This is a genomic window from Brevibacterium sp. GP-SGM9, assembly GCF_047300845.1.
In the GTDB taxonomy this organism is placed as follows: Bacteria; Actinomycetota; Actinomycetes; order Actinomycetales; family Brevibacteriaceae; genus Brevibacterium.
The window spans coordinates 2,590,234-2,611,538 of record NZ_CP178563.1 but is presented as its reverse complement, the minus strand read 5'-3'; the positions used below and the strand labels follow the sequence as shown (position 1 = coordinate 2,611,538).

Sequence of the window (21,305 nt, the reverse complement as noted above, 5' to 3'; positions counted from 1 at the left end):
AGCCGATGACCGAGCTGGAGGCCGAGTCTGTCCGCGACTACTACCGCAGGTTCGCCGAACTCGAAGCCGCTGACACCTCGCCCGTCTACACCGAGTGGGCGCAGGGTATCGGCGAGGACGAGGCCCTCATCGATCTGCTCCTCGACCTCCCCCGACCCAAGCGTCAGGCCAACCTTCTCTTCGCCGCGGCCAGACACCTCGGCGCGGGGAATGGTTCCTTCGCGGAGCTGCGGAGCTGGCTGCTCGATCACTGGGAGGAGACGCGAGCACTCATGCTCGCTCGATCGACGCAGACGAATGAGGCCGGACGGTGCGCGGTGCTGCTGCCGGCCCTCGCCGCAATCGATGGTCCGATCTCGCTCATCGAAGTGGGCGCCTCGGCCGGGCTGTGCCTGTACCCGGATCGGTACAGCTACGAATACCGATCCGAGAGTGGGACGATCCGGCTCGACCCGGCAGATGGTCCGAGTCCTGCCGTCCTCTCATGCGAGTTCCTCGGCTCCGAGCCCCCGACGCGGATCCCGGAGGTCGCGTGGCGAGCGGGGATCGACCTCAATCCGCTCGACATCGCCGATCCCGACGAGCGTGAGTGGCTGAGATCCCTGGTCTGGCCCGAGCACGATGCCCGGCGAGAGAGGCTGAGCGCCGCCGCCGGTATCGTCGAAACCGACCCGCCGAGGCTGATATCCGGGGATCTGTGCGATCGCATCGAACCCCTCATCGCCGAGGCGCCGTCGGACTCGCAGATCGTCGTCTTCCACAGCGCGGTCCTCGCCTACCTCGATGCGCCGAGGCGGGAGGAGTTCGCCGCCATCATGCGCGCTCACCCCGAGGTCGTGTGGCTGAGCAACGAGGGCGCAGGCGTCCTGCCCGAAACCGGCGTACAGCTCGAGGCCCGCGGCGTGGATCCCGATGGTCGTTTCGTCCTCAGCGTGAACGGAATCGCAACCGCGCTGACGGGACCGCACGGGCAGAGCTACGAGGAGCTGGAGCGGTCCTGACACCGAGGTGGTCGTCATCCTAGACATCCAACGGACGATCGGCAGCACGGTCAGGTAGCGCCACCTCGTCGACGCCGGTCTCGCCGGGGCCGCGCTCAGACCGTGGCCGGTCTCGCAGAAGCGGCTCTCAGTCCGGAGCCGCTCTCAGCCTGCGGTCGGTCTCAGTCTGCGATCGGCGACCATCCCAACTTGGGGCCGATCTCCGTGGCGAGCTGATGGAGGATGTGCTTCCAATCCTCGAGTTCGAACTCGAAGGGCAGCTCGAAGAGATAATCATCCGAGGCCCGGAACGCCGGGTTGGAGAGCAGGAAATCGACGATCTCCTCGGTCGAACCGAGCAGGTCCGGAGCGATGATCGTATTGCGACCGTGGACCGACTTCGTCCGAGGCGTCCGGGCCTCCGCATAGTCTCGGTACTTCGCCGCCTGCGCCGAACTCGCCCCGTCGGTGGGAACGATGACGCGGGCCAGGCTGACCCGCCCTGCCCCGGCACCCGCCTCGGCGTTCCGGAAGGTCTCGATCTGGTTGACCTGGTTGGCCCAGAAGTCCTCGATGCCGTCCTCGGCCGAGGTGATGTTGCTCATCAGCCAATTCACCCCCGCCCCGCCGGCCCAGGCCGCAGACTTGAGCGAACCGCCGCCGTACCAGAGGCGATCGGCCAGTCCGGGCGCATGCGGCTCCACGCGTTCGGAGTCGATGTCGCCGCCGAAGCCCCTGTACTCGGGCTTCTCCCGCACGGGTGCGCCGGCGAGGAAGTCACGGAGACGCTCGATGCGTCCGTAGCCGAAGTCCTCATCTCGCCAGCCTTCACCGTGGACCAGGTCATTGACCGCCTCGGCGAATCCGGGCGGATGCACACTCAGTCCGGGCAGCACTCGCCCACCGGAAAGCAGGTCGGCCACAGCGAGGTCCTCGGCCAGACGGTACGGGTTCTCGTGGCCGACGGGGATGACCGCGCTGCCCAGTCCGATCCGCTCGGTCTCCTGTGCCAGCGCAGCGAAGTACACCGCCGGCGAGGGCAGCCCGTACTGCATATGCCGGGTCCGCACCCACCCGCTGTCGAGTCCGAGCTCCTCCGCGAAGCGGAACAGTTCGATGCCCTCGCGCAGACCCCGGGACGGATCGTCACGATCGAACGGAACCAGATGGATGAACCCGAGGTGGTTCGGAGCGCCTGTCGTCGAACTGCTCACGATGTCTCCCTCTTGACACCTCGCCGAGGCATCGGCCGAAAGTAGTTGAATGCTCAATGCATATCAGCCTCGGATGAACACCGCCCGTCACACCGTCATCTCCCGCCCGACCCAACGTCACCTCAGCACCTCCGCGTCACCCCAGCCCCCACCCGACATCACCTCACGCCCACCCGACGACGAGGCGGGCCGCCTCGGCGGGGATCGTCGGGTCCACCCCGGTCAGCTCGGCGAATCGGCGCAGCCGGTTTGCCACGGTGTTGCGGTGGCAGTACAGCTCGGCCGCGCTCACCCCGATGCTGCCCGACCGCAGATAGCTCTGCACCGCTTCGACGAGGCGTTCCCGTTCGGCACCGCCGCAGACGGCCAGCGAACGCTCGACATCGGTGACGATCGAATTGCCTGCCGCGTTCAGTGACTGTGCGGCCAAGCGCGCCCACCCACGCTCCCACGTCATCGCTCCCACCTCATCGGCCGTGAGCAGCTGAGCGAGGTCACGGGCGGTCAGCGCCGACCTGCGCAGAGAGGCGAAGTCCGGGGCATCGACCAGCCCCACTCGCGCCTCGGCGAAGCGTCGTCCGACCATGTTCGGTCCCGGCCCCGGCCCCGAGCTCGCGCCCGTACCGGGCCGCGCACCCGCGGTCGAACGCGTGCCCGTCGGCTCGGCCGATCGGGTGAAGGCGATGAGGACCTCGCCGAGGTGGTGGGTGAACATGGTCCCGCCCGCGCGCTCATGATCGGAGATGAGCACCCGCAGCGCCGGGGTATCCTCTCCCCGCGCCGCCGCGACGAGCAGCCGATCACTCGGGTCGAGGCCCAGCGCCGAGGCGATTCCGGCCAGGCGTTCATCCGTCGGATCCCGTTCGTCGAAGAGCTCCGCGATGAGCCCCTGCCGCACCGAGGACTCCTCCTCCCGCATCCGCTGCCGCTCGGCCACATAGGCCTGCTGGACCTGGGAGACATAGTCATCGACCGTGGAGAGGACGATCCCAGTGTGCCGGATGACGAGTTCGGCGTCTTCCTGCGTCGCCACTCTGGTCAAGGCCTCCCACAGCACATTGAAGTCGTGTCGGATGGCCGTCATCAGCGCCTCCAGCGGGATTCCCGCCCGGGCGCGGGTGACTCCGACCTCCGTGGACACCGCGACCGACCCGTCGAAGCCGCCCGCGCGCAGGCCTTCGACCAGCGTCTGGAACGACAGCAGCCCGGTCCGCCTCAGCTCAGAGACCGGGATCGGGGCGGGGTCGTAGCCGGGAACCCGCACGACTCGGGACATGAAGCGTTCCGTGAGCTGATCGAGTTCGAGGGCATCGAGCAGCTGGACCCAGCGGACGTGGTCCCCAGGCAGCGGCTGATCCCTGAGCTGTCTCTCATGACGTGGCGACATCCCTCTAGACTATGTGCAGATGCACAATCGGTCACGGGACATCCGGGGCAAAATATTCTCGAAATCGTGCGATCACACTCGGTAGTGTTCTCAGTTATGGGTCGAAGACCTACCGACCCTCATCCGACCCCGACCCGGACTCGACGGAGAAAATCATGAGCGTGAACGACCCGACAGCGGCGACCGAATATTCGGCCACCCAGGAACTCAGCGTCAAGGATGCGAACAAGGTCGCCGCCGGTGCACTCATCGGCACCGCCCTCGAGTGGTACGACTTCTTCCTGTTCAGCGCCGCCGCGGCCCTGGTCTTCAACGTCCAGTACTTCACCAACGAGAACGCCACCGCCGCAGCTCTCGCCTCATTCGCCACCTTCGGCGTGGGACTGGCCGCGCGCCCGATCGGCGGGCTGATCTTCGGCCGCATGGGTGACAAGATCGGCCGCCGGAAGGTCCTGCTCATTACGATCATCGGCATCGGCATCGTCACCGGTCTTATCGGCCTGCTCCCGACCTATGCGGCCATCGGCTTCGCCGCCCCCGCCCTGCTCGTCCTCCTGCGCATCCTGCAGGGGCTCTTCGTCGGCGGAGAATGGTCGGGCGCCATGACCCTCGTCGTCGAAAACGCCCCGCTCCACCTGCGCGCCCGCTACGCGGCGATCCCGCAGATCGGCTCCCCGATCGGCACGATCCTCTCCTCCGGCGGATTCTTCGTCATGACGCTCGTCTTCTCGCAGGAGAACTTCGACTCCTTCGGCTGGAGGATCCCCTTCCTCATCGCCCTCCCCCTTCTCGCCGTCGCCGTCTATCTGCGCTCGCGTCTCGAGGAGTCCCCGGTGTTCCGGCAGCTCGAAGAGTCCGGCGAGGTCGCCAAGAGCCCGATCCGCACCACCTTCGTCGACAGCTGGAGGCAGATCATCGTCGGCATGGCCGCCGCCCTCCTCGGCGTCGGCGGTTTCTATCTCGTCACCGCCTTCTGCGTCTGGTACGGCGTCAACGTCCTCGGCTATACGAACTCTCTGCTCCTGCTCGGCAGCATGGTCGCTGCGGCCGTCGAGATCTTCACTCTCATCTGGGGCGGGGCACTCGGAGCGAAGTACGGTGCCAGCAAGGTCATCCTGTGGGGCGGCATCGCCTCGGCGGTGGTCTCCGTTCCCGCGTTCTTCATGTTCGAGTCCGGCCAGCCCGTGCTCATCGTGCTCGCCATGACCCTGGCCGTCGGGACCCTGTCCCTGCCGTATGCGGCCTCGGGCACCGTGCTCACCGGCCTGTTCCCCGCCAACACCCGCTACACCGGGGTCGGCATGGCACAGAACGCCGCCGGAATGGTCTCCGGATTCGTGCCGCTGTTGGCCACCAGCTTCGTCGCCTCGGCGGGGAACCATTGGTGGCCCGCGGCCGCGATGCTCGCCTTCCTGTCGCTGTTCACCGCCTTCGCCGGAGCCATCGCACCACGCCTGAGCGTCGACCTGCCCGGCTTCAAGCACTGAGATCCTCGCAGCGGCCGCACTGAGATCCTCACAGCAACTGCAACCACACGCCCACTCCACCACGGAAGGACCCAGCCCATGTCCCGCTCGGCCGGTCACCTCATCGTCGCCACCCTCGAGAACGCCGAGGTCGAACGCGTCTACGCGGTTCCCGGCGAAAGCTACCTCGACGTCCTCGACGGCCTCTACGACTCCTCCATCGACACGATCGTGTGCCGTCAGGAAGGCGGCGCCGGCTTCATGGCGCTGGCCGAATCCCGGCTGACCGGACGCCCCGGAATCGCCATGGTCACCCGCGGTCCGGGTGCGGCGAATGCGATGATCTCCATCCACACCGCGTGGCAGGACGGCACCGCCCTCGTGCTCTTCGTCGGACTCGTCCCCACCGCGGATCGGGCCCGCGAGTCCTTCCAGGAATTCAGTCTGCCCGAGTGGTTCTCCTCGACCGCGAAGGCCGTCATCACCATCGATGACGAACATCGTGCCGGTGAGCTCACCGCCGAGGCGCTGCGCATCGCCGCCTCGGGCCGCCCGGGTCCCGTCGTCGTCGGCCTGCCCGAGGATATCCTCGTCCGCATGACCGACTCACCTGCACCGACGCCGTCGCCGATCGCCGAACCGACGCCATCGACCGCGGATCTCGAGGCCCTGTCCGCACGGCTGCGAACGGCTAAGCGCCCGGCATTCGTCCTCGGCGGGGACGGCTGGCACGAAGGACAGGGTCGGGCTCTCAGTGAGCTGGCCGCCTCGGCGGGGATCCCGATCTTCGCCGACTGGCGCGCCTACGATGCCGTGCCCCACACGACAGCCGCGTGGGCCGGGTGGCTCGGCTACGGTCGCGCCGATGCCATCGCAGCCGGATTCGCCGAGGCGGACCTGCTCGTCTTCGTCGGCTGCACCCGATCCGATGTGGCCAGCGACGGCTATACGATCGGCTTCGACGCCGAGACCGTCCTCGTCGGGCTCGACCCCGAAGCCACCCAGCACGCCGGCCGCATCGACCAGCAGATCCTCGCCTCCCCGCGCAGCTTCGTCAACGCGCTGGCCGAGTTCGCCGGTGGAAGCGCAGTGCGATCCGCCGGCGGATCCGGTGATCCGGCCACTGCCCGAGACAACCCGGACACCCTCGCACCCGACCTCCGCGCAGAGCGCAGCGACGAATGGATGCTCGCACGTGCGCACGCGCAGTCCCGCTTCTCCGCACATCGTCCCGACGCCGAGGCGGGGGCCGGTTCCGCGAACGCCGCAGACTCCGACAGCAACCCAGACTCCGGCAGCACCGTCGTTTCCGAAGACAACCCCGGGGTCGATCTCGGGGTGGTGTTCGGGATCCTCGACGACCGCCTCGGCGGGGAGGCGATCCTCACCTACGGAGCGGGCAACGCGACGATCTGGGGCCACCGATTCCTCCGGCATCTGCACCCGGCGAGCCTCGTCGGGGCACGCAACGGGGCCATGGGACTCGCTGTCCCGGCAGCGGTGGCGGCCTCACTGGCGGCGCCCGAGCGCCGGGCCGTGGCGATCTGCGGGGACGGCGACTTCCTCATGAACGGTCAGGAGATCGCGACCGCCTTCGCCCACGGGGCCAGCCCGCTGATCATCGTCATCGACAACGGCGTGTACGGCACGATCGTCTCCCACCAGCAGAACCACTATCCGGGTCGACCATCGGGAACGCGCATGGTCAATCCCGATTTCGGGACGTGGATGTCCGCCTTCATCGGCGGACACGGGGAACGTGTCGAGGCCACCGAGCACTTCGCTCCCGCGCTCGACCGAGCCTTGGCCGCCACAGGGCCGGCGCTTCTCCACCTCACCATCGACCCGGAGACAATGCCTCCCGCCGCCGACGAGATCCCGGCCTGAGCCGGGGCCTCAAGCAGCCCCGCTGCCCTGCAGCCCGACTGCCCGACCGCCCAGAGACGATCCGCTGACCCACTGATCCGACACCGGAGACACCGGCGCCGCACCCCTGAATATCCCCAGCATCACCGGAAGGACGACCATGACCGAGACCCCCAGCACCACCTCGGCGAGCACCACCTCGACGAATGCCGCCGACGCCCAGGTCGACAGAGACACCCAGCTCGACAGGGACGCCCGTGCCAATCTCGAGGCCGCGTTCCTCGCCGACTGGGCCGTCCACTCCCGTTTCGGCGCAGTCGCCGGTACCAACGGCGTCGACCGGCAGGCGGCGAGCGCCGCCGACGGCCAGCAGCGCAAGTGGTTCGCAGACCTGCTCGAGGAGCACGGCTTCAGCGTCCATCGGGATCCGATCGGCAACCAGTTCGGCCTCCTCGAGCTCGTCCCGGGAGCACCCTATGTGCTCACGGGTTCGCACATGGATTCGCAGCCCACCGCCGGCCGCTTCGACGGCGCCTACGGGGTGATGGCCTCAGCGCACGCGTGCTTCGCCGTCGCCGATGAGCTGCGCGCAGACCCGACGAAGGCACGGTTCAATCTCGCCGTCGTCAACTGGTTCAACGAGGAGGGCTCCCGGTTCAAGCCCTCGATGATGGGCAGCAACGTCTTCACCGGCAAGGCCGAACTCGACGCTGCCCTGGCCACGCGCGACGCCGCCGGTGTCACCGTGGCCGAGGCGCTCGACGAGTTGGGTGAACGCGGGGACTTCACCGCCCCGGCCATCGCCTCCTATGCGGAGATCCACGTCCAGCAGGGCCGCAGCATGGAGGAGGACGGCGTGACGATCGGCCTCGTCAACGCCACCTGGGCCGCACACAAGTACGAGTTCACGGTCACCGGGGCCCAGGCCCACAGCGGCTCAACGCTCATGGCCGACCGACAGGATGCGCTCCTCGGCGCCGCGCGACTCGTCGTCGCGGCCCGTGAGCTGACCGACGAGTTCGAACCCGGCGCCCTGCACACCGCGTGCGGTCAGCTCACCGTCTACCCGAACTCCCCCGTAGTCGTCGCCAGCGAGGTCAGCCTGCTGCTCGACCTGCGTTCACCCAGCGCCGAGGTGATCGCCGCCGCCCGTGATTCGCTCATGGCCACGGTCGCTCGGGTCCGTGAGGAGGATCGGGTCGACATCGAGATCGTCGCCGAGCACAGTTGGGATCAGAACCCGTATTCGGAGGACGGCGTCGAGCTCGCCCGCGCTGCCGCGGACGAGCTCGGGCTCACCTCGGCGCGAGTGATGACCGTGGCCGGCCACGATTCGACGAACATGAAGGACACCGTGCCCACGGTCATGCTCTTCGTGCCCAGCGTCGCGGGGATCTCCCACAGCCTCGAGGAATTCACCAAGGACGAGGATCTCGTCTCGGGCCTCCATCACCTCACCGAGGTGATCAGACGGCTTGCCGCAGGAGCGCTGACCGCCTGAGCGAATTCGTCAGTCGATGTCGTCGACGTCCTGGTTGTCGTTGACGGGATCGGCGGCGAGCGGTCGGCGGGTCCGTCGCCTTGGATGCCTATCGCCCTGGACGCAGCGATATCGACACCGTCGCCGCGATCAGTCAGGAGTGGCGGTCCCGACCCAATCTGGTGCGGCGCTTTCGTGTGCTCCACTACTCGCAGCTGCCGCGACTGACCCTGCGCGCCGGCCGCGGTCTGGGACTCAGCGCCTGCTGCAACACCGCGTTGTCGAACCACGCCCCGATCGCCGAGGTGGCCCTGGCCCGGGTACGACAGTTTCGGGTCCCGCACACTCCCCCGCGGGCGGAATGGCGGCGGCGGACCGCCTCGGCGATGGCGGACATCATCGAGGACGCACTGACGGTGAACCGCCCGGTATCTCGCAAGCAAGTCGGTAGGCACTCTGCTGGTGACCATCCTCTACACGCTAGGCGTCGAGGAGAGTCTGCGCAGTCGAGGCAACCTCACACAGCATCCCGGACCGACCATTCGCACCGTCCGAGCAAGGCAAGGCACCGAGTGAGGGGAGCAGCTCGCTGATCGCTGTGTGATTGGATCATGCGGCTCCGTTCGGCGTGGGTTCGACGAGCAGGCGCTCGAGGCGGATCTCAGCGAAGCACCAGGCCTGACCGATTTTCTCGTAGCGCTCATGGTAAATACCCCACCCTTGCAGGGAGCGCATTGGGCCTTCTTCGGGGAAGACAAGCCGATCGGAGACGGCCCAAGTCCCGCGTGCGCGGGTCCGGTTCAACAACTCGATTTCGGGGGCGTGGACCTGGTGCACGCTTGTGAGTGGTCCCATCAGATGGCGCAGTCCCTCAATGAAGCTGTGTGCGTCGCTGAAGCTCTGGATGTCATCAGCTCCTCCTGGAGCCCCGGCGATCTCCACAGAAGCGTTGGATAGGAAATCGTCTTCCAACTCTCGCCACCTCTTCTGATCGATGAGCCGACAGTAGCGGGCTTTGAGCTGCGCAATGTCCTCGATGTCGTTCAGCTGGGTCAAACTGCGTTCAGTCATGATAGTCCTCTTGTAGTCATCTGACATTCGGTAGTTTCTGCGTAGCGAACGACGGTTTCCGGGCCGCGATCCGGGGGTGCTCATCGTGCACAGCCGGACACCAGCCCGCTCCTCTGTCCGCACAGGTGCGCGAACGCGCCTGGTTCAGCCGGCAGCAAATGCTTCCTCGATGAGGAGGGTGTCTTCGTAGAGGTGCATCCGGGTGATTCGGCCGTCCTCGACTACCAGGTGCATTGCCGAGGGCGTGGTGAACACCCGACTGGATGATGCAATCGTGTGGGTGAAGGTCCCCAGCAGGATCACGTCTGTCTCGTCGACGACGAATCGCTCCAGGCTCACTTTGCTCTCACCGCTCACGTAGTGTGGCCACATCGTGGTGAAGAAGGGGGCGACCTCGTCTCGCCGGGTACGACGGCCTGTCCACGGCAAGGTATCGCTGCCGGGGACGTACCAGTCGATCTGATCCGCGAACAGCTCCTGGATCCCCTCCTGATCTTGCCGGCCTAAGCGTTCGACGAACTTCTCGACCACAGTACGTGGGGTCGTGGTTTCTGCTGACATCATCCTGCCCTCTTTCGTTCTCGTGTGGATTGTGTTGTCGCCGGCGCGAGAAGCGCGGCCACTGTCTCGTCGTGTCAGTGCTGCAAGAGAAATACTTTGCCGCATATGGGTCCCGAGGCACCGCCCGCCCAAAGCGACATGTCGGAGGGGGAGGGCACGTCGACCTCCACCGGCGTCATCGAGTCCGCGCAGGGGTGCCTTGACCTGACGACTGCGAGAGCCCGGAGTTTGGGTCGGCGAAGCGGGAGATTCCTTGGCGTCGAGCCCACAGCCACATTCCTGCTGCGCTGGCCAGCATGAGGAAGGCGCCCGGCAGCATCACCTCGCCATGTCCAGAACTGCGGTCAATTGTGACCTCTTCGGAGAAGAAGGATGCGACCAGGAGGAGAACGGTGTTGTTCACAGCGTGTAGCACGACTGCCCCCTCGAGGCCGCCGGTGCGCCAAGTGACCACCGCGAAAGCTAGTCCGCAGCAGAAGGTGTACACCACGAGCCACAGGTCGGAGAGCCCGTGGACGGCGGTGAACATTGCATTCGGCGCGAGCAGCGCCAAGAGCAGGGCGACTCTGGGACGCGTAGTGAGGGAGCCGAAGCTGCGCGCGAGCAGACCACGTGCAGCATACTCCTCGCCGGCTGCCTGCAGGGGGCTCGTCAGCAGCACGACAGTGAACAGGATGATGGTACTGCCCGGAGTTGCCGGTGGCCCGCTCACTCCAGCCGCCTCACGATTCATCATCGTCCATAAGGTTCCGTAGACAATCCACACGGGCACCAGCACAGCGGCGAAGGTCAATGCTAGTTTCCACCGGAAGCACCCCTGGACCGAGTGCATCCAGCGCGTGGGTTGGCCAAACAGCAGTCGCTGCAGCCCGAGAGAAACCGGGATGAGGAGTCCGAGAGCGAGGTTGCTGGCAAGCAGCAGCGCCGGGGTCATGGTCACGACCCCATCGCCGGACGTCTCTGCCGGCACTAGGCCAAGGCCACACGATTCCGAGACGAGGGTCAATGCCCATGTGAGTGTCGAGGTAGTGGCGACGTAGGCGATCGGAATTACTGCGATGGCCAACGCTGCCTTCCACCAGCGGTACCGGGAGGTGCGGAGGAACTGGTGATACTCCGTCGGTCCCATGGGGAGTCCGGAGCCCCTTTCGCGGTTCGCGCGGTAGTCGTGTGGTTGCATGGTTATCTCCTTTGAGGTGGACCGCTTTCGGCTCCGTAGACGGCGCGTCGGTCGAGAGATGGGGGCATATGACGAGTGCGCACCCGGAATCGTTCTCAGCGGTCGATGCCGTCGGTCTCGATGTCGAGCAATCGATGGTGGCGGAAGGTCAGTGCCCGCTCCACCCCCGCAAGGCCGGCCGCGAGAGCAAGTGCCGTGTTCAGCCCTACTGGAAGGTCGATCGGAGAGGTGAAGGAGGCGAAATGGTCCGCCCAGATCGGCAGGTGTGTGACCAGCTGCAGTAGCTGTGGGGCGAGCAGGATCAGATCGATCGTCAGCACGACGACGGCGCTGGCGGCCAACACGCGTGCTGCCTTGGGGTGCCTTCGGTCAAGCCGTGCGCGCCAGTGCTCCGGGGTGCCCGGCGCAGGGTCGAGCAGAGTCTCACTGCCGTTTGCGCGAACCAGGTGGATCCGCTGCATGCCGTATTTGCCCGCGACGACCTCGATGCTGTCTGATCCCAGCTGGAACTTGGTGGGCATGCCCGCGGTCTGCACGAGGCGGTTGTTCGAGAAGAGTGAGGCGCGGGCCGAAGCATGGTCGATGTCGATCGTCACGGTGGATGCGTCATCGAGATCGATGGCGAATCGTGTGCGCTGCAGCATGAGCGAGGGGCGGAAGGCGAGAAGTGGTGAACCACGGGTGGGTGCCGGTTGATCGACGCCAGAGCCGTCAGATAGACGGTCGTTGTGCGGGCTCGTTCGGCTGGCATTGGTCTCGAGGTCAAACTCGTCGCTCACCATGCTGTATCACCGCTTCCGCGCAAAGTGAGGCCGTTCACCCCACGGTTGTTTAGCATGTACATGCTATTAAGTTAGCACACACATGCTATCTTGGCTACGATGGTGCCATGCCGCCTAGAATCGACCCGGATGCCCGCCGTCAGCAGATTTCCGATGCCGTCATTGATGAGATCGACACGAATGGAATCCGCTCAGTCACCTTCGCTCAGATTGCAGCGCGCACGGGACTGGCCATCGGCAGCATCAGACATTACTTCGGCAACAGCCTGCGTGAGGTGATGCGCTTCACGCTCGATACGCTGATCCAGCGCGCCCAGGATCGCGACCCGAAGCTCGCTGACGCTCCGCTGCAGCGAATCACGGACGCCATCGTCTTCACTGCACCCACCACGGAACAGGAGCGCAAGGAGAATGCTGCGCTCGTCGAGTATCGCGTCATGGCCCGCACTGACCCGGAGTTTGCGGCAGGGATCGCCGCGGCGACGACCGCGGCCAGCGAAGCGGTCCACACGCTCCTGCGAGAGGCATTAGCTGGGCGCGCAGTCGACGAAGCAGCACTGCGACGTGAGACACGCCTGCTCCTCGCCCTGGTCGAAGGCTTTTCTTTCAGTTCGGCGTTGACTTCAGTGCCACTGCAGGAAACGGACGTGCGCGAGGTCGTATCGACAGCTGTGCGACGTCTGCTCGATGCCTATCCACCATCAGCCGGCTCCCGCAACACAGACGACGCTGATTGATTCCGTGCTGGGCTCGGAGGCTTGCCGTTCGAGCCCAGCACCAGGGCAGGCGGGTCCAAGCTCTCACTCGACCGTCTTCCTCCGGGCGGCAGCAAGGACGACTTGTTCTTCCGCGGCGTCGAGTCCGGAACGCCGGGGTCGGTCGAAGCCGCGAGCTCGCTCGTAGTCCAGAGTGCGGCCCACGGTGTTGACGAGTGGTCGCAACGACCCCCCCCCCCCCCCGCCCCGAGGTACTGCCGCCCATCTCGACGAGCGAAACCACTGTCCGCCAGGGGGAGCCAGAGTGGGATGGAGCGCGGCCCGGCCCAGTATCCGATGCTGTGGGCGAGAAGAATCTCGTCCTCGATCTCCACGAGTTCGCCGGTGAACTCAGTGACTGTGCTCGTGATCTCGAGAAAGCCTCGCATCGAATGGGACTCGCCGACGGCGTCGACGATTCCGAGGAGCTCTCGAGCACCCGCCTCGATGATCCACCCCGCGAGATCGTCAACGTCGATGCACTGCACAAATCGCCCCTCCATGCGCGGGACGAGGACGTCGCCTCCTCGCCACAGCCGCGCCGGCCAGTAGCCGAGCCGGTCGCTCGGATCTCCCGGCCCGGCGATCAGGCCGGGGCGAATGATGAGGAGGCGATCCGCGAGCCGCGCAGTGGTGGCGCGCTCTGCGGCGACCTTCGCGTCGGGGTACCTGGAGAGGTCCTGCGGCTCGATCAGCTCGGCTCTTTCATCAGCGCCGGGCGTTCCGGTGTCCGCATAGACAGATACTGTCGAGACCAGAGTCCAGTGCGCCGCCCGGTCCGCGAGCCCGTCGAGCGCGGAAGCCACGAGCGTGGGGTCGTGGGCGAGCTCAATCACCTCATCCCAATGTCCTGCGACACCGGCGTACGCGCCAGGCGATCGACGATCCGCGCACACCAAAGTGGCTCCCTCCGGGATCTCACCCGACTCTCCGCGTGCCAGGCAGACCACGTGATCCCCCCGCGCGAGGGCAACGCGGACGATCGCGCCGCCCAGCCAGCCGGTCCCGCCCAAGACCAGCACGCGCCTCTTGGTCCGCTGTCGTTCACGGTCCTTCGTTGTCATTTGGAATCCACGCGACCGATCGTGTGACCTGCGGCAGCGAAAGCCGATCGCGCACGCTCCCACACCCCGGCGTCGGCGGTCGCAACGCTGCGCAGGTAGGCAGCGGACAGCAGGGCGAGGACGGCAACGCGCTCGGGATCCTCATCGGTGGTCTCTGCAGCCTCATAGCCAGGGATGCCGCCCAGAGAGTGCTCGGCACCCAGAAGCGTCAGCAGATCAGTCGCTCCGGGACTCAAGTGGTACGCATCGGTGAACCAGTCCGATCCGCGGCTCGACAGCTGAGAGCGATCCTCGGAGCCGGCAACGACAAGGACGGGGGCATGTAGATCTGTGAAGGACGGGCGCATGAACGGCAGATGCGTGCGCGCGAACTCATGCAAATCGTCGCCGGCCAGCCCCGTGGCTGCCATCAACACACCGCCGATGACGCGCTCATCCTGATCGCTCTCGGCAAGGCTTCCATCCTCGAGCTCGATGCGCGCACCGAGGAGCATCTGCACCGTCTGTGCTCCCCACGAGTGCCCAGCTGCGACGACCGAGGTCCGATCCATCCGGCCGGCAAGCCCCGGGATGGAAGCCTCGATCGAATCGAGTTGATCCATGATGCTCACGAAGTCGTCGCGGCGAGCCTTCCAGATCGAGCCGAACCGTGAATCGTCGAAGCCAATGCCGTAGCGCCGCGAATCGAGATGAGTGGGCTGAACGACGACAAATCCACGCGAGGCCCAGACAGACGCGAGCGGCGCATAGCCGTCCAGAGACGAACCGTTGCCGTGGGAGAACAGCAGCACCGGCAGATTCGCTCCGCTGGTCGGGGCCGTCACCCGAACTTCGAGGGGAAGCTCACGACCGGGCGAATCGAGGGTTACAGGGGCGATGGAGAGGACGGGCACAGCTGCGCCGAGAACCGCGTCGAGCGATGCGACGACGTCGGAGCCGGTCGCTCTCGTGGGTGTTGACATGGTGGCTTCCCTTCGTGGTAGGGCTCCGGCACAATAGAGCGGAGCAGTGTTCCAGAACTATACGGAACAATGATCCGTTTTGTAAAGGTGCGCCGGTTACGGCGAGGAGGATGGTTATGAGACGCAGTGACGCAGTACGGAACCGTGAGCGTATTGTCGATGCAGCCTCTACGGTGTTCTCGCAGGTGGGAGTTGCCGCGCCCGTCCGCGCGATCTCCGAGCGCGCGGGTTTGGGGATGGGGACCCTCTACCGACACTTCCCGACGCGTGCAGACCTCATCGCCGCGGTGTATCGACACCAGGTGGATGCAGCGGTCGAGGCCGCAAGCGCGCTCGGACGAGACAGCTCGACACCGGTAGCCGCCCTGCACGACTGGGTCGACGTCTTCGTGGACTTCCTTGTCACGAAGCACGGGCTCGCGGAGGCCATCGGGACTGAGGGTGAGGAGTTCGCGAGACTGCATGCGTACTTCCTCGACCGACTCGTCCCGGTTGGCGCGAGGCTGCTTGAGGGGGCAGCTGCGGAAGGAGCGTCTCTCTCGGCCTACGCGTTGCTTCGAGGAATTGGCAATCTCTGCATCGGCGGATCAGGGCCAGGTTACGACCCGACCGAGCTCGCGCACGCCCTTGTCAGAGGTGCTCTTGTGCCACCCTCGCGCATCGTCGACTTGCCGCCGGCATGAACGCATGTCAAGCTCCGATCGCAAAACTTCGTCAGCGAGAGTGAGGACCCCACGGCCTTGTCGGACGGTGGCACCCCGCTGCGCTCGGGAAGGGGTGGGGAAGTGAACAGTCCCTGCTACGACGCCATTGACGTCGTGCTCCAGGACGACAGATACGGGTGAGGTGACCGTGTTGGCACTTTTCACGAGCACCGCGCCCGCCCCACCGGAGACGCGTTGCACAGATCCGGGTCGGATGACTGCTGCCCTCCGATCCGTGAAGGAAATCGATACCCGCCGATAGATCGCCCGCCGAGTCATGAGGAAGCCCGCCGAGGTGGACCACCGGGCATCTGATGTCGGCAGCGGGATCGAGGACTATCTCGGATATCTCGTTCGCGCTCAACGGAACCCCGGAGTCCACACATGCGGACTCGGGTGCGGCATTGAAGTCCAGCGCGCTGAAGATCACGCTGGAGGACCACGGGAATCTCTGAGGCATCACCGGCCGCATGTACCGAATGACAGACCACACGCGGAATGGGAGTTTCGCACGATGACGAACCAGGCGAACTCGCCGAGGACGTTTGAGAACTTCAAGGCCGTCAGGCTCGTCGTTGCCGAACGTGTGCAGTGGCAAACCGGCGAGCACCGCAATTCAGGGGTCATTCATTAGACTTCTCACCAGGTCGAATCTGGATTCAGGCAAGGAGTGTGAACGAAACGTCGACGGACTCTTGGTGCGTGGGCATCGAGTGTCGTGCACGGTCTTTCGCATGACTGAGAGTCCCGACGCCCGCTGGCGTTGTTGGGATCAATCATCGTAGGCGTGCCGCGTCAGCAGCGTAAGTGACTCCTGACATAGGCCAGCGTGTGCACTTCCGGCGAGCGGTTGCCCGGCACCTCCTACTTCGCGACGAAGTGGAGGCGCTTGTTGACGAACTCGCCCATACCGATCGGGCCCATCTCGCGGCCGAAACCGGAGCGCTTGACTCCGCCGAAGGGGATCTCGGCGGCCTCGGCGGCGATGGTGTTGACGTGGGTCATGCCGACCTCGAGGCGGGCGGCGACTCTGTCTGCGCGGGCTTCGTCGGTCGAGAACACCGAGCCGCCGAGTCCGAGGGCGCAGTCATTGGCCAGCTCGAGGGCCTCCTCGTCACTGCTGACCTTGTAGACCGTGGCCACGGGCCCGAAGATCTCCTCGCCGTAGGATTCAGAGTCACGGGGCACGTCGACGAGCACGGTCGGCGAGTAGTAGGCGGCCGGGCCTTCGGAGAGTTCCCCGCCGATGAGCACTCGGGCGCCTTCGGAGACGGCCTTCTTCACCTGCGCGTCGACGGTCTCGGCTGCGGCACGTGAGGACAGTGGCACGTACTCGTTCTCGCCGAGCTTCGCCGGATCCCCCGGAGTGAGCCCGGTGCCGAGGCGGACCAGCTCAGCGACGAAGTCGTCGTAGATGTCGTCCATGACGATGAGCCGCTTGTTCGAGTTGCAGACCTGGCCGGCGTTGTAGACGCGGAACTCCCAGGATTCGCGGGCGACCGTGACGACGTCATCGGCATCGAGGACGACCATCGGGTCGATCCCACCGAGTTCGAGCACGGCCTTCTTGAGATTCTGTCCGGCCTGGGCGCCGATGATCGCACCGGCCCTCTCCGAGCCGGTCAGGGACACACCTTGGACGCGCGGGTCGGCGATGATCGTCGCGATCTGATCGTGATTGGAGAACAGGTGGGCATAGCCGCCTTCAGGGACCCCGGCGGCCAGGAAGATCTCCTCGATGAGCAGCGCCGAGCGCCCACAGATGTCGGCGTGCTTGAGCATGATGGTATTGCCGAGCACGAGGTTCGGGGCGGCGAACCTGGCGACCTGGTAGTAGGGGAAGTTCCAGGGCATGACGCCGAGCAGGGCGCCGATGGGCAGGGCCTCGATGCGGGCGGTGCCGGGGATGGTGCTCGGGATCTGATAGTCGGTGGCCAGGGTGGGGCCGTGGACGCCGTAGTACTCGATGATGTCAGCGGCGAACTCGACCTCGTCGACGGACTCCTCATAGGACTTGCCCATCTCGAGGGAGATCGCCTTGGCGAGTTCGTCCTTGCGCTCGTGGAAGATCTCAGCGGCCCGCCGGACGATCCCGGCGCGCTCCTGGATGTCAGTGTCCTTCCAGGTCAGATAGGCGTCATAGGCGGCAGTGACGGTGGTTTCGATCTCGGCGTCGGTGGCCTCGGTGAAGGTCTCGACGATCTCTCCGGTGGCGGGGTTCTGGACTCGGTAGTTCGACATAGGATGCAGCTCCTTTGATGTTCGGGTGGTGTTGTCTGTGATCGCATGAGGCATCGTCGGAGGCCGCCGATTCGATGCACGGCGGCGCCGTCGACCCTCACCGATGAGGTCGAGGAATCATCGCAGTCAGTTATCACCCATGCCATCGACGGTAACGCCCGAAACGGGCGCGGACAATCATTCCACTCATGATTGTATTACAATAATTCGCCGGTGGTGTGATTTGTCGACACCGGATGACGAGCGGACATGGAGCGCGGCGTCCTACCGCACCACTTCCCGATGGGTGGCGCCGATCCGCCGCGTCCACCCCCGCGCGTCGAGATGTTCGAGCAGGGGAATGACGATCCGCCTCGTCGTGTCCAGCGCCTGCCGCGCCTGACTCGTCGTGAACGGCTGATCGAGTCCCGCGAGCAGACGCATCGCCTGCGCCGGAGTACGCGGAGACACGATGACCCCATCGCCGAGGCGGAGGATCCTCCCTGCCTTCTCGGCGACGGCGAGCTCCCGCACTCCGAGGCCGAGTTCGCGCAGATCGTGGGCTTCGGGGGCGGCGAAGGGATCGGCCGCGAGCCGACGCTCCACCTCGGCGATGCCGGCTTCGGCAGCCCCGAGATCGGCTTGGTGACCGGGCGGGCGGACCATTCCGTCGACCGTCTCGAGTCCGGCGCGGGACAGTACGGTCGCGACGAGGCCGCGGGCGGGCCCGGCTCCGGGCTTCCCGGTCGCGGTTCCGTCGTCAGGCACGGGAGGTTCGGCACGACGGAGAGCCTCGACGACGGCTTTGACCGGCACTCCGGCCGCCAAAGGCTGCGCCTTGAGCAGTCTGCCCACCAGTGTCCGGGCGGTCTCGATCCAGACCTCCAGCGCGGGACTGTGGACGAGCCAGCCCCCGGCGAGCTCCTCGACCTCGGACGGCAGACTCTCCGGCACCTGCAGACCGAACCGGACGAGAACCCGACGCTGCACGGCCCCGCGGCGGGCCACCTCGGCGAGGATGTCCCCGGTCACCGGTCGAGTGGCCAGTTCCTGCCCGCGCCGACGACCCGCGCCGCGACGATTGAGCTCGGGCGGATCGACGTCGAGGACGAAGACTCCGGCGAAGACATTGCGGCTGCCCGGGCTGCGCAGCACGATCCGGTCACCCACCTGCAGCGGCAACGGGCGATCAAGGGTGAGCCGGGCGTGGTCGGCGTCGAAGGGACGGAGGTGGACGGGGATCGCCGCGGTGCCGATGTGGAGCATGAGCTCGTGCGCTCCGTCGTCGAGGGCCACGCCCATGGTTCGACGCACGTCGATGACCTCGACGAGGGGCCAGGCATCAGGGGTGATGAGCGCATCGCCGCGGTGGATGTCCTCGGCGGGGACATCTCGCAGGTTCACGGCCACGCGGGCGTGGGGCACGACCGCCTCGGCGGAGGAGTTTCGGCTCTGCAGTCCGCGCACCCCGGCCGTCTGCGCGATCGCCTCGCCGGAGATCTCCACGGTCTCACCCGCGCGCAGGGTGCCGGCGGCAAGCGTGCCGGTGACGACGGTGCCCGCGCCCCTGATCGTGAACGCACGGTCGACCCACAGCCGCAGTCGCGCATCGAGGTCCGGGGCGGGCGCAGACGCGGTCACCTCATCGAGGGTGTCAACGAGTCCTGCGATGCCCTCGCCGGTGGTCGCCGAAACCGTGACGACGGGAGCATCGGCGAGAAGAGTGTCCCGCAGCTGCGCTCTGACCTGGGCCTCGGTTCCGGCAACGGCGTCGGGAGCGATGTCAGCCCGGGTGATGACGACGAGTCCGTGGGTGATGCCGAGCGCCAAGATCGCATCCCGATGGTCGCTCGACTGGGCCTGCCAGCCCTTGTCCGCGGCGATGACCAGGCAGACGATGGGGGCGGGACCGACCCCGGCGAGCATGTTCGCGAGGAACCTCTCGTGCCCGGGGACGTCGACGAAGGCGAGTTCGCGACCCGAGGGCAGGGTGGTCCAGGCGAAGCCGAGGTCGATCGTCAGCCCGCGCTTCTTCTCCTCGGCCCAGCGGTCCGGTTCCATTCCCGTCAGGGCGGCCACCAGGGTCGATTTGCCGTGGTCGACGTGTCCGGCGGTGGCGACGACGTAGGTCTCGGTCATGATCGCCGAGGTGGGGTGCGGTGGCCGTCCTCCCCATCGGGTGAGCGACCGCGGATCCGGGCGATGGCCTCGGCGATCCGATCGTCATCGCCCTCAGGCACACAGCGCAGGTCGATGAGGCATCGTCCCTGGTGGACGCGGGCGACGATGGCCGGGTCGCCGAGGCGCAGCTGCTCGGCGAAGGCCTCCGGCAGCTCGACGGTCCACCCCGGAAGGGGCACTCCGGGGGCTCCCCCACCGCCGACGTGACCGTCGTGGGCGACGACGGTGCCCGATGTGGATTCCGCCAGTCGCACGGTTCGGGCCTGCAGCCGGTCGAGGTCGATGTGGAGGGCGTCGCGGACGGGATTCTGAGCATGTGCGACCGTGGCCTCGAGGGCGGCGAAGGTGAGCTTGTCGGTGCGCATCGCCCGGGCCAGCGGGTGCGTCGCGATGGCCTGCACGGCTTCGGTCCGGCCGAGGATGAGGCCGGCCTGAGGTCCGCCGAGGAGTTTGTCGCCGCTGACGATGACGACGTCGGCCCCGGCGCGCAGGGCCCCGGCGATATCGGGTTCATCGGGCAGGGCGTCGTCGGGGTCGAAGAGTCCGCTGCCGAGGTCGGCGATGAGCGGCAGTCCGTGTTCGTCCGCGAGGGTGCGCAGACCCGCGATTTCGACGTCAGCGGTGAAGCCTTCGACGCGGAAATTGCTCGTGTGGACCTTGAGCAGGCTCGCGGTGGCCTCACTGATCGCCTCGGCGTAGTCGGCGAGGTGGGTGCGGTTCGTGGTGCCGACCTCGCGGAGTCTCGCGCCGGTGGTCGTCATCAGGTCGGGCAGCCGGAAGCCCGCGCCGATCTCGATGAGTTCGCCGCGGCTGACGATGATCTCCTCCGCATCGGGCGAGCCCGCGGTCGGGCCATCGGCCCGAGGCCCCCGCGCGGTGGAAGGGTCCGCACGATGACCGCGGGGGCTCGAATGATCGGCGCGCAGCGCGGTGACCGCGAGCAGCAGAGCGGCCGCCCCGTTGTTGACGATGAGGGCGTCCTCGGCGGCGGGGCAGGCGCGCAGTAGCGCCTGCTTCGCGCCCATCCCGCGCTTGCTGCGCTTGCCCGTGGCGAGGTCCATCTCCACATCGACATAGCCGGCCGCGTCCGCGACGGCTCGCTGCGCGGCCTCGGACAACGGCGCCCGGCCGAGGTTGGTGTGGACGATGATGCCGGTCGCGTTGAGCACCGGGGTCAGTGAGGAGGCCGAACGGGAACCGAGCCGATCGATGACGGTGGGGGCCACCTCGGCGGGGGTGATCCGACCGTCCCGGGCGGCGGACTGAGCTTCTGCGATGACGGCCTTGATCGTCGACTGACCGAGTCTCTGAGCTGCGGCGACGACCTCGGGCAGAGCGAGGAGGTGATCGGTGCGCGGGATGCTGCGGCGCGGATCCGACTCGGTCAAGGCGTCCGCTCCTTTCACTGCCGTCGAGGTCCGCTCGGGAGAGC

17 protein-coding genes are annotated in these 21,305 nt (G+C 66.6%); 6 read left to right on the top strand and 11 right to left on the bottom strand.

The window, feature by feature from the left end; genetic code table 11:
* Positions 1 to 5 precede the first annotated feature (5 nt).
* Positions 6 to 1,001: a DUF2332 domain-containing protein gene (locus ACH82I_RS11810; RefSeq protein ID WP_230745851.1), complete on the top strand. Its 996-nt coding sequence runs from the start codon at positions 6 to 8 to the stop codon at positions 999 to 1,001.
* Between the two features lie 161 nt (positions 1,002 to 1,162).
* Here the strand turns inward: ACH82I_RS11810 and ACH82I_RS11805 are convergent, their stop codons facing one another.
* Together ACH82I_RS11805 and ACH82I_RS11800 are read right to left on the bottom strand one after the other, a co-directional pair.
* Complete coding sequence (locus ACH82I_RS11805) at positions 1,163 to 2,194, bottom strand: LLM class flavin-dependent oxidoreductase (protein ID WP_413332785.1); 1,032 nt, start codon at positions 2,192 to 2,194, stop codon at positions 1,163 to 1,165.
* Positions 2,195 to 2,357: 163 nt separating this feature from the next.
* Complete coding sequence (locus tag ACH82I_RS11800; RefSeq protein ID WP_230745848.1) at positions 2,358 to 3,581, bottom strand: helix-turn-helix domain-containing protein; 1,224 nt, start codon at positions 3,579 to 3,581, stop codon at positions 2,358 to 2,360.
* 155 nt (positions 3,582 to 3,736) lie between these two features.
* Here ACH82I_RS11800 and ACH82I_RS11795 point away from each other — a divergent pair, with 155 nt between their 5' ends.
* The 3 genes from ACH82I_RS11795 (at position 3,737) to ACH82I_RS11785 (ending at position 8,414) form a co-directional block, all read left to right on the top strand.
* Positions 3,737 to 5,068, top strand: a complete 1,332-nt coding sequence (locus ACH82I_RS11795; RefSeq protein WP_413332782.1) for an MFS transporter — start codon at positions 3,737 to 3,739, stop codon at positions 5,066 to 5,068.
* A 78-nt stretch (positions 5,069 to 5,146) separates the two neighbouring features.
* Positions 5,147 to 6,934, top strand: coding sequence for a thiamine pyrophosphate-dependent enzyme (locus tag ACH82I_RS11790; protein ID WP_413332780.1), 1,788 nt, complete (start codon positions 5,147 to 5,149; stop codon positions 6,932 to 6,934).
* Between the two features lie 139 nt (positions 6,935 to 7,073).
* Positions 7,074 to 8,414: a M20 family metallo-hydrolase gene (locus ACH82I_RS11785; RefSeq protein ID WP_413332779.1), complete on the top strand. Its 1,341-nt coding sequence runs from the start codon at positions 7,074 to 7,076 to the stop codon at positions 8,412 to 8,414.
* Positions 8,415 to 9,002: 588 nt separating this feature from the next.
* Here ACH82I_RS11785 and ACH82I_RS11780 read toward each other — a convergent pair.
* The 4 genes from ACH82I_RS11780 to ACH82I_RS11765 all read right to left on the bottom strand — a co-directional run bounded on the left by ACH82I_RS11780 (position 9,003) and on the right by ACH82I_RS11765 (position 11,801).
* A complete protein-coding gene (locus tag ACH82I_RS11780; protein ID WP_230745841.1) occupies positions 9,003 to 9,464 on the bottom strand; it encodes a nuclear transport factor 2 family protein in 462 nt (153 codons plus the stop codon).
* Positions 9,465 to 9,608: 144 nt separating this feature from the next.
* Positions 9,609 to 9,995 (bottom strand): nuclear transport factor 2 family protein, encoded by a 387-nt coding sequence (locus tag ACH82I_RS11775; RefSeq protein ID WP_284934590.1) that lies wholly within the window; start codon positions 9,993 to 9,995, stop codon positions 9,609 to 9,611.
* A 205-nt stretch (positions 9,996 to 10,200) separates the two neighbouring features.
* Entirely contained in the window at positions 10,201 to 11,205 is a 1,005-nt protein-coding gene (locus ACH82I_RS11770; protein ID WP_413332778.1) for a CPBP family intramembrane glutamic endopeptidase, read from the bottom strand.
* A gap of 95 nt (positions 11,206 to 11,300) precedes the next feature.
* Positions 11,301 to 11,801 (bottom strand): hypothetical protein, encoded by a 501-nt coding sequence (locus tag ACH82I_RS11765; RefSeq protein ID WP_413332777.1) that lies wholly within the window; start codon positions 11,799 to 11,801, stop codon positions 11,301 to 11,303.
* Between the two features lie 293 nt (positions 11,802 to 12,094).
* Here ACH82I_RS11765 and ACH82I_RS11760 point away from each other — a divergent pair, with 293 nt between their 5' ends.
* Positions 12,095 to 12,724 (top strand): TetR/AcrR family transcriptional regulator, encoded by a 630-nt coding sequence (locus ACH82I_RS11760; RefSeq protein ID WP_230745836.1) that lies wholly within the window; start codon positions 12,095 to 12,097, stop codon positions 12,722 to 12,724.
* Here the strand turns inward: ACH82I_RS11760 and ACH82I_RS11755 are convergent.
* Both ACH82I_RS11755 and ACH82I_RS11750 read right to left on the bottom strand, forming a co-directional pair.
* Complete coding sequence (locus tag ACH82I_RS11755) at positions 12,679 to 13,806, bottom strand: NAD-dependent epimerase/dehydratase family protein (RefSeq protein WP_413332776.1); 1,128 nt, start codon at positions 13,804 to 13,806, stop codon at positions 12,679 to 12,681. The genes ACH82I_RS11760 and ACH82I_RS11755 overlap by 46 nt on opposite strands.
* Entirely contained in the window at positions 13,803 to 14,768 is a 966-nt protein-coding gene (locus ACH82I_RS11750; protein WP_413332775.1) for an alpha/beta hydrolase family protein, read from the bottom strand. The genes ACH82I_RS11755 and ACH82I_RS11750 overlap by 4 nt, the downstream gene beginning before the upstream one ends.
* A 116-nt stretch (positions 14,769 to 14,884) precedes the next feature.
* Here ACH82I_RS11750 and ACH82I_RS11745 point away from each other — a divergent pair, with 116 nt between their 5' ends.
* Entirely contained in the window at positions 14,885 to 15,451 is a 567-nt protein-coding gene (locus ACH82I_RS11745) for a TetR/AcrR family transcriptional regulator (RefSeq protein ID WP_230745831.1), read from the top strand.
* Between the two features lie 885 nt (positions 15,452 to 16,336).
* On the opposite strand, the gene ACH82I_RS11740 is transcribed toward ACH82I_RS11745, so the two are convergent.
* The 3 genes from ACH82I_RS11740 to selA form a co-directional block, all read right to left on the bottom strand.
* On the bottom strand, positions 16,337 to 17,713 hold the full coding sequence (locus ACH82I_RS11740) for an NAD-dependent succinate-semialdehyde dehydrogenase (protein ID WP_413332772.1): 1,377 nt from the start codon (positions 17,711 to 17,713) through the stop codon (positions 16,337 to 16,339).
* Between the two features lie 264 nt (positions 17,714 to 17,977).
* Positions 17,978 to 19,831 carry a selenocysteine-specific translation elongation factor gene (gene selB, locus ACH82I_RS11735; RefSeq protein ID WP_230745827.1) on the bottom strand — a complete coding sequence of 618 codons (1,854 nt, stop codon included), beginning with the start codon at positions 19,829 to 19,831 and terminating at the stop codon, positions 17,978 to 17,980.
* Positions 19,828 to 21,261 carry an L-seryl-tRNA(Sec) selenium transferase gene (gene selA / locus ACH82I_RS11730; protein WP_413332770.1) on the bottom strand — a complete coding sequence of 478 codons (1,434 nt, stop codon included), beginning with the start codon at positions 21,259 to 21,261 and terminating at the stop codon, positions 19,828 to 19,830. The genes selB and selA overlap by 4 nt, the downstream gene beginning before the upstream one ends.
* Positions 21,262 to 21,305 lie beyond the last annotated feature (44 nt).